The sequence below is a fragment of the Daejeonella sp. genome (assembly GCF_030684675.1).
Classification (GTDB): Bacteria; Bacteroidota; Bacteroidia; order Sphingobacteriales; family Sphingobacteriaceae; genus Daejeonella.
Map to the genome: position 1 here is coordinate 90,707 of NZ_JAUXXZ010000043.1, position 17,523 is coordinate 108,229.

The 17,523-nt window shown below is 42.8% G+C and carries 5 protein-coding genes; all 5 read right to left on the reverse strand.

The features are described from left to right. Positions 1–252: 252 nt before the first annotated feature. Genes Q8M41_RS09270 through Q8M41_RS09290 form a run of 5 tightly spaced genes read right to left on the reverse strand, consistent with a single transcriptional unit; the run spans position 253 to position 17,519 of the window. Positions 253–1,266: a pyridoxal-phosphate dependent enzyme gene (locus Q8M41_RS09270; protein ID WP_305364979.1), complete on the reverse strand. Its 1,014-nt coding sequence runs from the start codon at positions 1,264–1,266 to the stop codon at positions 253–255. An 18-nt stretch (positions 1,267–1,284) separates the two neighbouring features. Next, positions 1,285–1,929 (reverse strand): 4'-phosphopantetheinyl transferase superfamily protein, encoded by a 645-nt coding sequence (locus Q8M41_RS09275; RefSeq protein WP_305364980.1) that lies wholly within the window; start codon positions 1,927–1,929, stop codon positions 1,285–1,287. Next, positions 1,926–2,657, reverse strand: a complete 732-nt coding sequence (locus Q8M41_RS09280; RefSeq protein WP_305364981.1) for a thioesterase II family protein — start codon at positions 2,655–2,657, stop codon at positions 1,926–1,928. Before Q8M41_RS09280 ends, Q8M41_RS09275 begins: the two co-directional genes overlap by 4 nt. A gap of 7 nt (positions 2,658–2,664) precedes the next feature. Next, a complete protein-coding gene (locus Q8M41_RS09285) occupies positions 2,665–11,217 on the reverse strand; it encodes a non-ribosomal peptide synthetase (protein WP_305364982.1) in 8,553 nt (2,850 codons plus the stop codon). Positions 11,218–11,222: 5 nt separating this feature from the next. Further along, positions 11,223–17,519 carry a non-ribosomal peptide synthetase gene (locus tag Q8M41_RS09290; RefSeq protein ID WP_305364983.1) on the reverse strand — a complete coding sequence of 2,099 codons (6,297 nt, stop codon included), beginning with the start codon at positions 17,517–17,519 and terminating at the stop codon, positions 11,223–11,225. Between the last annotated feature and the right edge of the window lie 4 nt (positions 17,520–17,523).

Consider the following 17,523-nt stretch of genomic DNA (forward strand, 5'->3'; position numbering starts at 1 on the left):
AACAAATTGACCTCTTATGTCATTAGTAATTTAGCTCATTAGCCTTGTCTTTGAAAACAAAAAAATAAATAAAATTCTTAGGGAGTTGCGTGCAAATGTGTACCGGCAATGTAAATCGTGGCTTAGCGGTGACTTACGTCCGAGAGCAATGATTCGTGATCTGGATTGGGGAGATGACGCTGCCTGTGCCCAGTAATTTTTGAAAGTTCCAGGATGTTTATAATTCAATAGAATTTAATTCAGGATTTGCTTTTAATTAGGCCGCTCGGTGTTTTCCTCTTCAAATTCCAGTTTAGTATCAGACATCATTTTATCTGTCACCCATTCAGCGTTGTAAACGGTATCTATATATTTCTGCCCAAAGTCCGGCGAAATGCCGATCACAGTATCTTCGGGGCTTAACAAGTGTCGATACGATAGTATGGCAGATATGACGCTGCCGGTGCTACCTCCCAACAGCAGACTATAATCGTTTAATAGTCGATTACAACATGATATGGTATCTGTTTCTTTTACCCAAACAATGTCGTGAAGATTGGCTTTATCTATCTGTGTGCTTAGTTCGGGCACCCGGCTAGCGCCTATGCCCGGAATAAAACGACTTTTAAAATAGCTCGAAAAGGTGATGGAACCTTCGGGTTCAACAGCAATTATCTTTGTATCGGGCGAAAATTCTTTGAAATACTTCAATATACCGCCTAAAGTCCCCGTGGTGCTCGAACCAACAAAAATATGGGTTGGTAAGTCGCGCTGTAGGGCCGGATTAAATACTGAATGAATCTCTTTAGCTGTAGCTTGATAATGGCTCATGATATTGCTGTTATTAGCATACTGGTTTATCCAATAGTAGTTATCATGAGTACTGATGATGCGCTGAATGGTTTCTATTCTGGTGCCTAGGTAGCCACCGTTAATATCACGTTCTCGTTCTATAATAATGTTGGCCTTATATACATTTAATAGCTTAATAACATCGTTGGAGGTGTTGGGGTCAATTACCGCGGTAAAGGCGTAGCCTTTTGAATGGCAGATCATGGCAAGAGCAATGGCCAAGTTGCCGGAGCTCGACTCAATGATGGTATGCACGCCGGGTATTATTTTACCCTGCTTTTCTAACTCATCTATTATATAAACAGCGGGTTTTAGCTTAATAGAACCTGCAAAATTCATACCTTCAAGTTTTAGAAATACAGAGCATGGAAGTTCGTCGAACTTCTTAAGTTCAAAAAATAGATTTTGATGGTGGCTAATATTGTCTATGATCATAAATAACTAAATATGAAATTAAATGCCCTCAATTGTGTGTTTTATTATTGATAAGTTGTTATTAAAAGCAACATTTACCACATAATCGGCGCTAATATCGACCCTTTGTGTATACCATGCCATTCCGTCTATAAATACATTGCCTGCTGTTGTATCTATCCTGTCCAGATTTAATCCCAACCCTCTGCCATCCGCTTTTGTAATGGCTTCTTTTTTTGTCCAGGTGTTATAAAACAATTCATATGGTGTTTCCGATGCTAGTATACTGTCTAGTTCTGCCGTGTTAAGCGTATAATTAAAAGGATCAAGATCCTGCATTTGTATCTTTTCGATATCAATACCTACCCTGCAATGTCCAGAGATGGCGCATACCACATAACTGCCCGAGTGCGCAATATTGAAATCTAATCCGCCAGCAAAAAACGGTCGATTGTAAATGCTATATTGTAGATCATGAAGTTTAAATTGCTGATAACCTATGGCTGAAAGACCTTTAATGAGCAAGGCTTTTCCGATCAGCGAAGCGGTTGCATCTTCCCAACGCCTGAACGCCTTCACTTTATTCTGTTCGCGCTCTGGCAATAGTGACATATACAGATGGTAACTTTCGTTCGAAAGTGGTTCGTCATAAAAAGCTGATAAAACCCTAATTGTATGTTTCATAACTGCGTATGTGGGTTTATGCCTTCCATCTTATTTCTCAACATTTCGGATATCAACACCACATGATCGTTGATAAAAAAATGATGGCCCTTTAAAACCATCACTTCAAATTCGCCCAATGTTTCATTCTTCCAGGCCTTGGCCATATCTAAGGTTACATTCTTCTCGTTATCGCCGATGATCACGGTGATAGGGATATTAAGTTTTGGTTGCGGTTTGTGCCGGTATTGCTCTACCGCCATAAAATCAGCACGAAGAATGGGCTCAAAATACTCAAGCAACGGTTTATTATTTAGCACTTCTGGTAAAAGTCCGCCCAAGTCTGTCAGATGCGCAAAAAAATCACTTTTATTTAGCTGATGTTTGATCACTGTAGATTGATACACTGCTGGGTTCACTGAGCCAGTAAAAAAAAGATGCACGGGGGGCGGAAGCTTATTATCGTTTATTAAATGCGTAACTAGATAAGCCAGCCAACTTCCCATACTGTGTCCGAAAAAGAGATACGGACTGTTTAATCTATCACGGATCTGTTCAAAAAAGTCGAGGGCAATATCTTCAAGGTTAATAGCAAGTGGTTCTTTTATACGTCCGCCTCTTCCTTTTGATTCCAGAGCAATAATGTTAAACCTATCGGATAGTTGAAGTCTGTAATTATTATACGAATATTTGTTGCCCCCTGCGTAAGGGAACATGAATAAATTAATTTTTTTTATTGTGTTGCCCATGAAATTATTAGGTATTAATAAGCCTGTTAAATTCTTTTGCCAGCAACTGCACATTCGGTTCATTCAAAATGGAACCATGGTCACCGGAAATAAGTTTTACCGTCACATTACCGGATGTTAAGCTGCGCCAGCAATAATCTTCCTTTCTAAATGAAGACAAAATGTTTTCGGAAAGAGGAACCTGGGCTATATACGTCTCGTTATTTGCCGCCTTAAATAGGTGGATATTGAAATTGGGATAAACAGACGGCTTATATACCATTTGTTGCGATGATTTTAACACAGACAAAAATGATTGAACCCGGCCCGTGTCGAAGTGCTTAGGGATGAGGTTAGCATCCGCCAAAAGTCTTTTAACTTCTTCCATTTGTTGTTCCGGTAGTAATACTGTGAGTTGCTTTTCTGTTATGGACAATGGCACATTGCTTAATTCCCCCATTCGCTGTATTGTTTTGCACAACCAAGCCGCATCACTTACCTGATTTTCGCTTTCGACGGTGTGGTGTACCGGTGCTATCGTATCCAATATAATAAGCTTGCTTAAGGTTTTTTCTAGCGATAACGCACAGGCTAACTCAAAGGCAACCTTGCCACCAAGGGAGTGTCCTGCGAGTATTATCGGTTTATTGCCAAAGTTTCGCGAAATGATGTCCGTAAATAAATTTGCAAGCTCCTCAATACTTGTTGCAACTTCAGAAACGCCGTCGAGGCCTGGAAACTGGAGTCCGTAAACCGGATGCCCGGTTGCAAGGTACTTAGCCAGCCTATTAAAATACACGATAGAACCACCTTCGCCAGGGATAAGAAGTATTGGTGCTTTATCACCACCTTTTTTTAGTGGGATCAAAAGCCCGCAATCATTACCGTTATTTAACTCTATTGCCGATGCCAGCTCCTCAATGGTGGGGTTTTGCATCAGCATGGCTATAGAGCAATCACGACCAAACTGGCTTTGAACACGACTCATCAGTTTTACGGCGAGGATAGAATGACCGCCTATATCAAAAAAATTATCTTTTACGCTGATATTGCTGGATTTAAATACTTCCTCCCAGATATTTAATACTTCCATTTCGGTCAGCGTACGAGAGGTTATTTTTGCGTTCGCTTCAGCACCTGTTTTAAAACCCATATCAAGTTTAAGCAGCTCGTTTCTGTCTATCTTGTTATTAGGCGTGTGGGGGAATTTGTCAACTATATGTAGTGCTGCGGGGATCATGTAATATGGAAGCGCTTGCTGCAGATAAACTTTTAAGGCATCTATTTTCAGAGCGACTTCCTGATGTTTCACTACAAAGCCTGCAATACTACTAAAGCCGTTTGATTCATCTTTTTGCGCTATACAAACGGCTTGATGTACACCCGGATATTGCATAATAGCCGCTTCAATATCGCCAAGCTCTATCCGGAAACCACGAATCTTTATCTGGTTATCTGTCCGGCTGATGTACTCAAGGTCGCCGCTCGGCAGATAGCGTACCATATCGCCTGTTTGGTACAGGCGCTCGGCTGTTCCATTTTCAAAAGTATGATTTACGAACCTCTTCCCTGTTTCAATCGGGTTGTTATAATACCCCTTAGCCAGGCCTTTACCACCTATATAAAGTTCTCCGGTTTGTCCAAAAGGCACCAGACGTCTTTTTTTGTTCAGTATATAAAAGGTAGTGTTGGCAATTGGTTTACCAATGGTAATAAAGCTCCCGGCGTACAATACATCGCGCTGCATTGTATGGTATGATGACCATATAGTAGTTTCGGTAGGCCCGTAAACATTTATAATTTCTCGGCAATTATTGACCAATGCTGCTGCGATCTTAACCGGTAGCGCCTCGCCGCCAATAATCAGCGATAAAAAGGACGCGCCATACCAACCGGCTTCTGTAAGCATACTCCACGTTGCCGGCGTCGCTTGTATAAAATCAGGCTGGAAGCTGTTGATAGTATCAACCAGGCGATAGGGTTCGCGGGCAGTTTCACTGCTCGCAAGCAAAACTTGTGCCCCACAAATAAGCGGCAAGTATAACTCAAGAGCCGCAATATCAAACGATATAGTTGTTAAGGCGAGTAGTCGGTGTTCGGCAGTAAAATTAAGTGATTGCTTAAACGAAAGGAGAAAATTGGTTAGGGATGAGTGACTTATCTCTACTCCTTTGGGCCGGCCCGTTGAGCCCGATGTATAAATAATATATGCTGAATCCGTTGGCTTTATTCTAAGGAATCGCACCTGATCCTCACAAGGCAGCTTAAATATATCGTCATAATAGACCAGTTGAATATCAGCTATCAAACTATCGCCGGAGCTTTCGATGTTTGTTATGACCATTCCGGGCTGTCCATCGGCAAGCATAACACGTATCCGTTCTGCGGGGAATGATGGATCCAGTGGGATATATGCGTGACCCGCCTTCATTACAGCCAGCAACGTAACCATCATAGCCACGGATCGCTCCATCAGCACTGCGATAGGCCGATTATTTGCGGCATTTTTTACGATATAGGCTGCAACTTGCCTTATACTAGCATTCAACTCGACGTAAGTAAGAGTGGTACAGAGTTCATCAGAAACGGCTACCCGCTGCGGATTGTTGAACGCCTGTGCCTCAAACAAATCTATGACCGTATCTTCCGGAAGCTGCCAGGGGATGTTATTAAGTCCATAAAGCAACTGGTCGATCGCTGATGCCGGTAGCAGGCTGATCTCGTTTATAAGGGGCGTTTCAATTTTAAGAATAGCTTCTATCGAACTCTCGAAATGGCTTAGCAAACCATTAATAAAACCCGGTGAATACCGACCAGCATCATAAGATATTTTTATATTTAGATTTTCATTGGAAGTTACAATGACGCATAGCGGGATCTCAATACGTTCGTAACCGCGATTAATACTTACCTGCAGCCCGGTATCAGAGTCTTCGTCTGAAGTTAAACCGGGATAGTTCTCGATAATCAATATTGTATCAAATAGCGCAGTGTTACCTGTAAGGCCGCTTAATTTCTGTATCTCTGCAAGTGGCAGGTAACTATATTCTTCGCGGGCGGACTGCTTTAATTGAACTTCGTGAACCCAATTAAAAAAATCTGCATCTTCCTGAACCCGTATTCTTATCGGTATTGTGTTGATAAAAACACCAACCATACCTTCAATGCCTGCTATGGCTGGCGGTCGACCCGAAACCGTAGCCCCGAAGATAGCCTCATCCTTATCGGTGTAGCTGCAGATGATAATACTCCAAAGCGCCTGAAAAAATGCATTAAGTGTTACCTTATTCTTTTTTAGCAATTTGTTGATGGCACTATGACTTTGTTCCTTAATAAGCACTTTTTCTTCGCCATAAATAAATGACTGATCATCGGTAACATGCATGTCGGCCTTAAAAAAGGTTGGTTCATCAATATCGCCTAATTCAGATCGCCAAAACTCAACGGCCGTGTTGGTGTCCTGCTGGTTAAGCCACTTAATGTAGTTAAAGAAGGGGGCTGGTTTTATAAAGGTTTCATTGCTGCCCCGAACTGCATTTCTGTACCGGCTAAACACTTCTTTAAGCACTATCGGCATACTCCATCCGTCCATTACCAGGTGGTGATAACTCCAGATAAGTTCGTGCACGCGATCTGATTTTTTCACTAGGTGCAGGCGCATTAAAGGAGCTTGGTCAAACGCAAAACCCTCATCTTCGTGCTCCTGTTGTAGTTTCAAAATAGATTCACTGACTAATTCTTCATCAGTAAGATGGGATATGTCTGAATACTGCCACGGGATGACCACATCATTAAAAACTACCTGTAAGGGGTTCGCTATGTTTTGCCAAATAAACGATGTCTTTAGTGCGTCATGGTTGTTCAATGTTGCATTCCAGGAATTGAGTAGTGCTGTAGCATTAAGGCTACCCTCAAGCAGTAGCGACATCTGCACAAAATAGGCGTTAGATTGTTTACCATGGTAAACAGAATGGAAAAGCATGCCCGAATGCATGGGAGCAAGCGGGTAAATATTAGCGAAATCATATCTACGTCCAATTAAAATCTCATCAAGATCAGCCTGACTAATTGCCGCGCTCGGAAAATCTGATGGTGTATAATATATCTGCTTTACATCCGCATGAGTGCTCACAATATCCGTTACGTTCGTGTTAAATGCAGCGGCGAGCATATCAACCGTTTTACGATTATGAATAGCAGGGTTATAGATCCAATTTACTACTAATTGTTCGTTCTCTATAGCGCAGGTAACATCCAGCAGGTGCTGGCGTGGAAATGATCCACAGATCTGCTGGCCGTAGTTATCCCCGGAAACGTTCCATTCTTTGTGCCCTGCCCTGTCACTCGAATTACCGTGATAGTTAAAACTTATTTGCGGAGAAGGAAGCGATTTTAACTGCTGACTGTGGGAAATATAACGGCCCATACCAAAATACACACCATTACCGGGCACCTGCATTAATTTTTCCTTAACTAATTTTATTAAAGCTGACCAATCTGAATCTGGCAGGTCAAAATATAGTGGATACATGGCTGTAAACCAGCCAACGGTACGTGAAAGGTCGATGTCAAATTCCTGCTCGTGCCTGCCAAGGCTCTCTAAGGTGATTCCTACGGAATTTTGTTGCTTCCAGTCAGCTATTGTTTTAATTAATGCGGCAATCAGAATAGTATTTACGCCAGTCCGGTAAATGCGTTGCATGTTTTTTACAAGCTCGTCTGTAGTATCTTTTCCGAGTATGGCGGTTACTGTCTTAGTTTCACCAAATGTGTTTGATTGGTCTGCCAAATCATACGGAAGCGAACCTGCATCGGAATCCCACTGATCAAACCAATAATTTATATTTTTTGAATATTCAGGTGACTTTACAATGTCGTTGAGGTAGTTTATGTATTTTTTGTAAGAGTGCGTCTGTATCAAAGGCTTAAATGAACCTATGGTGTTCTGTTGCTGGTAAAGCGAGTAAAAGTCGCTCAACAAAACCCGCCACGAAAAGCTATCGATTATCAAATGATGAAAAACGAAGACCAGTTTACCCAATTGATAAGGGCCACGATCGAAAAATATTATCCTGTATAGCTTATCATCGAATATGTCTAATGATGTTTGCGCTTCTACCGCCAGTGTTTGTATAATTGCGTAATCCTGCTCGCTACCGGCAAGCCGGTGGGTCACAAAGTTATCCCGCCATTTATCATTATCATATGCCTGTGTGATGGTGTTACCATTGTTGTAAAATCTCAGTCGAAGAATGTCGTGGTGTTCCGCTAGCTGATAAAAGGACTGCTGCAACAGTTCTGCGTTGGATCCCGGTTGCGTATCAACCACCATGCTGTGATTAAAGTGATTGTTATTTGGAGCCTGCTGCTCAAAAAACCATTGTTGAATTGGATGCAGCGCAAATGAAGCGGAGTCGTCATTATCGCTGCTTATTATGACCTCACTGCTGCTAATCTCGGCCGACAGTTGCCGTATAGTTTGATGTAAAAAGATATGCTTCGAGCTGAGTACCATATTCATGCGTCTAGCCATGGATGCAACCTGTATGGTATTAATTGAGTCGCCGCCCAACTCAAAAAAGTTGTCATCTAAGCCTACGTCAGTTACACCTAGTACCTGCTGCCAAATATCTATCAGATCACTCTCATAGGCAGAAGCGGGCTCATGTTTCACTGGTTCCGCGTCTGATTCCGTTTCCTCATGCTCTTGCAGATATTTATAATCTATTTTACCGTTATTGGTGATCGGAAGAACGGGCAGCTTAACAATAAGCGATGGAACCATATTGCCTGGCAGGATTTTTTGTAATTCGGCCCTCAGCTCGTTAGGAGTAGGTTCCATTACTACAAAAGCAACCAGTTGATTTGCGCCGTCGTTGCGTGTTTTCACGATGACCGCACAGGTTGTAACACCCGGAACCAAAAGTATACCGGCTTCTACTTCGGGAATTTCTATCCGGTGTCCCCTGATTTTTACCTGGCGGTCAATCCTCCCAAAATATCTTATATCGCCTTCCGGGGTATAAGTGCCAATATCTCCGGTTTTGTATAATTGTGAATAGGGTATTTCTTTAAACGGATTAGGCATAAACCGCTCTGCGTTGAGCTCAGCCCGGTTGATATATCCGTTAATTGCAAGGCCTTCTCCTGTTATGTATATCTCGCCCTGCACGCCTGCCGGCACTAATTGCATTTGCTGGTCAAGCACCAGCATGACTGTATTGGCTATTGGCTTTCCAATGGTTGCAGCTACCGACAGATCTGTGTTTAAAATCCCGCTTGAGCTTACAACACAGGCCTCAGTAAGGCCGTAGTTGTCGATTACTGTAAAGGGCAGCAGCGCGGTGGGTCTCCGTCGCATTTTGTCGCCACCAATCAGCACATATCTCAGATGCATCTTAGCCGGCCAATCCAGCGCAAACATTAACTCAGCAAGTGGAGTTGGCCAAAAACAGACAGTGATGTTTTGCTCAATTACTTCTCTCTGTAGAGCCTGCACATCAAGTAAAAGTTCCCGGTTCAGAATATGAAGAGCAGCCCCGGCGAAAAGCGTGGGCCATATTTCCCAAACACTTGCATCGAATGATATCCCGGCAACTTGTGTGCAGTGATCTGCAGTAGTGACACCAAAAGATGTATTGTGCCAATGAACCAAATTTTGGAGCGCCTTATGATGTATAGCCACCCCCTTGGGCTTCCCGGTGGACCCCGAAGTGTAAATTACATAAGCCGGGTCAGTAGGCTGGATATAAATTACAGGTGCATATTCGGGGTATGACTCCAGGTTTATATCCTGCAGGCAAATAACAGGCAACACATCTGATTGAATCGAATGGTCATGATTAGTGAGCAATACGGTCGCGCCAGAATCGCCCAGTATAAATTCCCTGTGCTCAGTTGGGTGGGCAACATCGATTGCAAGGTAAGCACATCCCGCTTTCAATACCGCTAAAAAACAAACAATCATCTCAGGTGAACGCTCCATGCAAACAGCAATGATCTTACCCTTGGTAACATTCTTTAACAAAAATTGACTTAACCGGTTAGATTGCTGGTCCAATTCAGCATAGTTGAGGCGGTATTGATTATGAAAGATGGCGGGCGAATGTGGGGTTTCAAGAGCCCTTTGGCGAATCATCTCGACGACTGTAATGCCGGGGTAGGTCTGTAAAGTTGAATTCCACTTTAGAACCTCCTTACGCTCCTCCTGGGTTATGAAACTATATTTTGAGATAACCTTTTGAGGGTCTTTTATAACGGCATCTATTAACCTGCAAAAATGCACGGCCATGCGTTCGATGGTCGCACGATGAAACAAATCAGTATTGAATTGAAAAGTTCCGTGTAAGCCATCAGCTGTGGCAGTAATACCGGCTGTCAGATCATATTTTGTAGTATTATTTTGAACTGTAATCGGCGTCAGTAACAAACCACCAAAGGCGCTGCCTTCGGTTGCGCCGACTTGCATAGTAAACATTGTCTGGAACAATGGGTTGCGGCTAGCGTCTCGTCTTACGCCTAACTCGTCAAGCAGTTTCTCAAAGGGTACGTCCTGGTTGTCATACACTTTCATTGCATCGCTTTTAACCTCTTTAAGGAAGTCAAAAAAGCTATCATCGGCATCCGGCTTAAGTCTGAATACGACAATATTCACCAAAAATCCAATCAGCGATTCCCATTCGTTTCTGTTCCTGTTGGCAACTACTGATCCTATCAACATATCGTCTTGCAGGGTATACCTGGATAGCAATACGCTAAATACAGCGAGCATGGTCATGTACAATGTGGCACCAGCTTGATCTGCTATTTGTTTAAGACGCCTGTGTTGTTCTTCTGGTATAAAGAAGGATACGGAGTCGCCGGAAAAGGTTTGCACCGGACCTCGGGGATTGTCTAACAAAAAGTTAACACTTTCCGGCGCACCATGCAGAAACTCTTTCCAAAAGTCAAGCTGGTCTTGCATAGCGCCTGCTTCAAACTGCTCCCGCTGCCAAATGGTATAATCGGCATACTGGAAAGGCAACTCCGGCAAAGGAACCGGTAAATCTTGCATTATTGCATCATAAGCGATCTGCAATTCGCGGGCAAACACACCTACCGACCAACCATCTGAGATGATGTGATGAAAGCAAAAACTTAAGACATGCTTTTCTGCCGAGCACCTTATCACTTTTATGCGAAACAAAGGGCCTTTTTCAATGTCGAAAACGAATCTGCTTTCTTCAAGGCAAATAGCGTTAATCCTATCTTCCGATAATGGCACTAAAGCCAGGTCTTCAACTTCTATTTCAACTATTGTGTTTGGATGTACTACCTGTACCGCTTTATCCTGGATAAGTTCAAATGTTGTACGAAAAGTTTCATGTCTGTTCACCAGAAATTGTATGGCGCTTTTGAATACCGAAATTTCAAATGTCCCCCCGACATAAAAAGCCCCATAAATATTAAACGCACTTCCCACATCCTCCATCTGCTGGATAACCCATAACCGCTGTTGCGCAAATGACAGCGGAAAGGCATAGATATCATGGTCAGCACCGGAGTGCTGATTATCCAGTATAGATGGGTTGGGCTGCTTCAATTTTTTTATATTTTATATTGCTGCCTGGACACCCGTTCAATAGTTATTGGTTCGGATGCCGTAGGTTTAAGTTCAGCTACGAGCATGTCTAATCCTGCAGCCATAGCAGATAACCCACTGTTGTCAAAAAAGAAACTTACTGGAACATCTAAACTGTATGTTTCCGCCACCCTCGATCGTAATTTGATAACAAGCAAGGAGTGCCCGCCCAAATCAAAAAAATCATCGTTCTTTTTAACCGTTACGTGTGTCAGCAGGCTGCTCCACAAGCCGGCAAGCTTTTTTTCTGCTGGTGTAAATTTATCTGCATCACACAAAGGCTTTTCCGCGCTATACCATTCTGAAGCTTGCTGCCCCAAGGCTTTGAAGTCGGTTTTGTAGTGCTCTGTGACAGGTATACTAGGCAGACGGAAGAGCGCAGCAGGCACCATATATGCAGGAAGTTTCAAATTGAGGAATGTTTTCAGTTCTTCCTCAATGGAGACAGAGGGTTCCGCGGAGACATAAAAACCAAATAGGATATTGTCCGCACCGAATTCATTGCTGCAAATAACAGCAGCGTCAGAAATGTCCGGGTGTTTCATTAGGCAGGACTCTACCTCAGCAAGTTCTATACGATGACCTCTAATTTTCACCTGTCTGTCCACTCGCTCCAGAAATTTTATTTCGCCTGTGTCGGTATAAGTACCGATGTCGCCCGTTTTATAAAGAGTTGGGTAAGGTATCGCTGCAAATGGATTAGGGATAAACCGCTCATGATTAAGTTTTGGCTGGTTGTTGTATCCGTTTAAAGTCAATCCGTCACCCGCAATACAGATTTCGCCATACACACCTGCTGGAACCAGCTGCAAATGATTATCGAGTATTAATACGCAGTTGTTAGCGATAGGTCGGCCAATTGTCGCTGGCTCATCCGGGTTTGTGGATACAACGCCACTAATGTTCACCACACAGGATTCGGCCAAGCCATAGTTGTCTATTATTGTGAAAGGCAGTTGCCGGTCTGGCTTTTGCCTTAATTTATCGCCACCAATGTGCACATATCGTAAAGGCATATTTGCTGGCCAGTCGAGCGCAAACATTAGTTCGGCCAGCGGAGTTGGCCAAAAACAAACGCTGAACTTTTGCTCGATGACTTTTCTTTGTAAAGCCTTTATATCCAGAAGCAATTCTTTATTGATTATATGCAATGCAGCACCTGCAATCAGCGGCGGCCATATCTCAAAAATGCTTGCATCAAAAGATATACTTGCTACCTGGGTACAGTGATCAATTGCGGTAATGTTAAAAGTAGAGTTATGCCATTGAACCAGGTTTTGCAAGGCCTTGTGGTGAATTGTCGTCCCCTTTGGACGTCCTGTGGAGCCTGAAGTATATATCACATATGCAGCGTCAGTAGGTTGCACATTCACTATATGTTCGCCCGGGAGGTACCCAGCAAAAGAAACATCTTCTAGTGTAATAATGCGTAAGCCATCGTTTAACCTCCCCTTATTGGCAGCATCGGCAAGAACTAAAACGGCCTCACTATCTTCAAGCAAGAAGTTGATATGGTCGTCCGGATGGGAAATGTCAAGAGCAAGATAAGCGCACCCTGCCTTAAGAATTGCTAAAAAGCAGACGATCATCTGTGGCGACCGATCCATATAAACGGCTATAACACTTGCCTTACTAACCTGCTGAAGCAGATGGTGACTTAAGCAATTAGACTGATCCTCCAGTTCGGCGTAAGTGAGAATATTGGTCCCTGAAACAAGGGCTGCCGACTGCGGAGATCTTAACGCCTGTTGCGTGATCATCGCGGCAACCGAATCTGCAGGGTAATTTTGTTGCGTAGCATTCCAATCGCCAAGTATTAGGTTTTGTTCCGCATCGGTAACAAGACTAATATCTTTCAACGGTACCAAAGGCTTAGTAATCACCTGGTTAAGCAGATGTTCGAAATGCGCGCAAAAGCGCTTCATATCATCCTCGTCAAAAAGATCGGCGTTGTATTCGATATAGCCTTGTAAACGGGGCTTATCATCAATCGAAAACACAATGTCAAACTTAGCCTGCCTTTCATGAACTGGTATATCCTGAATGGTGATACCATCAAATTCCAGTTTCTGACCTCCTTCATTGTGAACCGCAAAAAACGTCTGGAACATAGGGGCATAATCTTTTTCCCTTTCAATATTAAGCTCTTTTACCAATTCCTCAAATGGTATATCCTGGTGTGCAAAGGCCTCTATAGTTTCATTTTTTACATGATCAACAAGATCCTTAAACGTGTAGCTATCATTAAAGCTAGTGCGAAGTACAAGCGTATTCACAAAAAAGCCTATCAGGTTTTCTACTTCTTTATAGTTACGATTGGCCACGGGCGTTCCCACCTGTAGGTCAAATGCACCTGTGTATTTGTGCAAAAGAAGCGCGAATACCGAATAAAGTGTCATGAACATGCTCGACTGTTCTTTGATGCTGAATTGTCGAACATTGATGGATAACTCCTCGGGCAGTGTAAATGGTATCACACCGCCTCTGTGGCTTTTGATATCTGCACGTTTTTTGGCAAATGGAAGGCTCATAGACGGGGTGATTCCCTCGAGCTTCTTTCTCCAAAACGCAATCTGCAAGGGACCTGTTTGTGCTATCAACTGTGCCTGCCAATGGGCAAAGTCGGCATAGCTGAATTTATTTTCTTTAAATTCTGGTTGGCGTCCTGCGGCAATAGCGTTATAACATGCAATAAGTTCATTGGTAAAAATATTGGCCGACCATTCATCCATAATAATATGATGTATATTAAGGAAAAGGTAGCTCGTATTGATATCTGCTTTAATCAACTTGGCGGTAAGCAGCGGTCCTGTCTCCAGGTTAAAAACATGGGTCCGTTCGACTGACCCTATTTCTTCTAGCTTCGCCTCCAATGCATCAGCTGTTAGTGATGACAAGTCGTAGGCTGAGAAGTAATCGATAAATGGTTGCTCTTTTACAATTTGTAAAAGAATATCTTCTTCAGAGCTGAAAACAGTGCGTAAAATAGCATGACGCTTGCACAAATAGTCGAAGCTTTGTTTGAGCGCTTGTGCATCAATAAATCCCGAAAGCTTCATTGTAACGGGCATATTGTACATGGTATTACCCGGATTTAACAAGTGTAGAAACCAGAGACGCTTTTGTGCATAGGACATCTGAACTGGAGTATCCGCCGCAATTTTTTTAAACGTCGGCATTTTTCGAGGCCTTATGCCATCATTGTCAATGTACTCCTGCAAACCCTTGATGGTTGGATACCTAAATAAGTCCCTCAGCTGAACCTCAATATTCAGCGCTTCCCGGATGCGGGAAATTAATTGCATGGCCAGCAATGAATGACCTCCCACCTCAAAGAAGTTATCATGAATACCAATGTTGGTGATAGACAATACTTCTTGCCAGATAGAGGTTAGCACAATTTGGGTTGGATTTTGTGCGGTGTCCCTATGATCGGGTTGCTGCAAGCGATAATCGATAGCAAGTAGTGCCTTGGTGTCGAGCTTGCCATTTTGATTTACTGGAATGTTGTTCACCCTGACAATGAAAGTCGGCACCATATAATCGGGCAGCAAACCCGAAATATGTTGCACAAGGCTAGCTCGAGGTATATCATTACCGCTCTTTGTGGTGAAATAAGCAATGAGTATATTGCCACCTTGGTTATCCTTATCAGTCAACACAACCGCTTTATCAATCCCGACGAACGAAGTGATACATTCGGCTATTTCACCTGGCTCAATCCTGTGTCCGCGTATCTTAACCTGGAAGTCTTTGCGACCCAAGTATTCAATTTTTCCATCAGGAAGCCACCTGCCAATATCCCCAGTTCTATAAGCAATGCCGGAATCCCAGGGGTCATTTATAAATCTTTCTGCAGTTAAATCGGAAGCATTCAAGTATCCTGCGCCTACGCCCTTCCCACCTATCAATATCTCGCCCGGAATACCGATGGGGCTTAGCGCTCCGGCTCCATCTGTTATATAAGCTCTTATATTTGACAACGGCTTGCCTAAATAAATCCTGTCAGTATCAGTTCCCAGGATACCTGTAAGACATCCAACTGTAGTTTCAGTCGGCCCATAATGGTTTACCAGGCGGGCCAGCGGCGCTTTTTTCCTAATGATGTCTACGTGGGTTTTTGTCAGCGCCTCTCCTCCGCTTACTACAAGCTGAATTTTGGTCGACACTACATCCAAATTATCGAGCATCAAAATGTGTGACGGGGTAAGCTTTATGGAATCTATACCGGTTTCTTCACTAAAGCATTTGGTTAACACCTCGTCTAAGTGATGTTCCTCGCTAAACACGAAAAGAGTTTTACCGTTCATTAGTGAACCAAATATCCCGGTGAGGGTAAAATCAAATGTTATGGTGGTGAAAAAAACGAAGTTGCCGACAAGCTTTTCGCGGCGTATCGCGAGCGTATAGTTCACTGCGTTGCTATGGGTCAGCAAACAGGCTTTTGGCTTTCCTGTGGAGCCCGAAGTAAATATCACATAGGCTATATCATCTGGTGATAGTGCAGGGTTCTGGAGGGTGCTATCAAGAGGTATAGCAACATTGGGATCTGTGTCTATGAATATTTGCTGAATACTCCCGGAGGGAATGAGTGATGTAAGTTTTTGCTGCATCAGTACTTTGCGGGCACTGGTCACTTCAAGCATTATGGCTATTCTTTCAGCCGGGTACATTACTGACAAAGGTAAATAAGCGGCACCAGCCTTTAAGATACCGAGTATACCAATGATAGTGTAAGCGGATCTTTCTGTTAATAAGCCTATGATATCACCTGTCATGACATCGCGTGTTAGCAGATAGCTGGCAACTCCATTGGATAAGTGATCGATCTCCCGGTAGGTATATTGTTTTTCACCATCAACAACCGCAATGTTTTGAGGCGAGAGTTGTGCCTGCTTTTGGAACAGTTGGTGAAGGAGGAATTCGCTGTCTGACAGGTAGTATTGTGGATGGTTAAAGTTATCCAGGATCAGCGAGACTTCCTCATTGCTTATCACCGGAAGCCCGTCTAAATGTTCCTCTTTTTCACCCAAAAGTTTATCGAGGATATTTAGATACTGAGACGTAAAAAAGTCAATGTAAACTTCATCATAACTCTTGGTGTTGAACGAGAAATTTAATGTTAATGAGTTGTTAGACCGGTTGTACAACCCTTGTAGCGCCAGGTCGTGATCCTGGAACGAGTCAAAAGATGTTTGTGCGTAAAAACACACTTCGCCGTTTTGAAGTGTACTGCTTGTCTCTTCCAGATCGAACAAGAATGGCATATGATCAATAGGAAGGCCTTTTTCATCTGCAAATTGTAAGGCATTATAAAAAAGTTGCCATTTATAAGAATTCTCTTTTTCGGTGCTGATGGCGTTCAGCAATTGTTTAAAAGTGACATTGGAGGCAGTATCAATAACCAATGGAATGAACTGATCGAGGAAGCCATACAACGTTTGTACCTCATCGGCAATACGCCCGTTTGCTTTTATGCCAATAGGTATGACCTCAAAGTCACATAATTTACGCAGCAGAATACTATAGGCAGACAGTAGGAAGGTATATAGATCAGTTTGGTTATTTTTACAGAATTGCTGGATTTTAGATGTAACTGAAGATAAAACAGCTACGCTTTTAACAACATAAACAGGTAGAAGTTGCCCATTCGGTTTTGCATAAGGGATGTTGACCGGTGTACAGGTTTTGATTACTCGGTTCCAATAGGCACGTCCTTGTTCTGCTTCTTCCATTAAAACATCATTTTGCCATTCAGAAAAATCAATGAACTGAATCCCATCAACACCATAATCAACGCTTTGCGGATTACTGTAGGCACTACAAAGTGCTTCGAAAAAGATCCTGTATGATGTTTTGTCGAAACTCAAAGCAGGTAAGTAAAATTCAAGTTTTAAAAGTTGTGGCGTTTCGCTGATTAGAAATAATGAGAACGGCTGTCCATTATTGTATGCTGAATTCGCTATTTCTAGCCTCTGAGATGAGTTTAACGTGGTTTGCAAAAGTTGAGGCATGGTTTGCGATGTTACCTGCGTTACAGGTACTTCAAGTCCATCATACTGTTCATAAACCAGCCTGAAAGTTTCGTTTTTGCAGGTACAGGCATGAATGGCATCTACTAATTTTGAGATGTTAATATTACTGCTGATATATATATTCCACACCGATATTTCGGGCAAATTTTTATTGACAAGGTATCGCCAGGCTCTTTTTTGTTGGATGGCAATGTGGTAACTGGTTGTGGTTGGTGGTTTAGGATTCATTTTA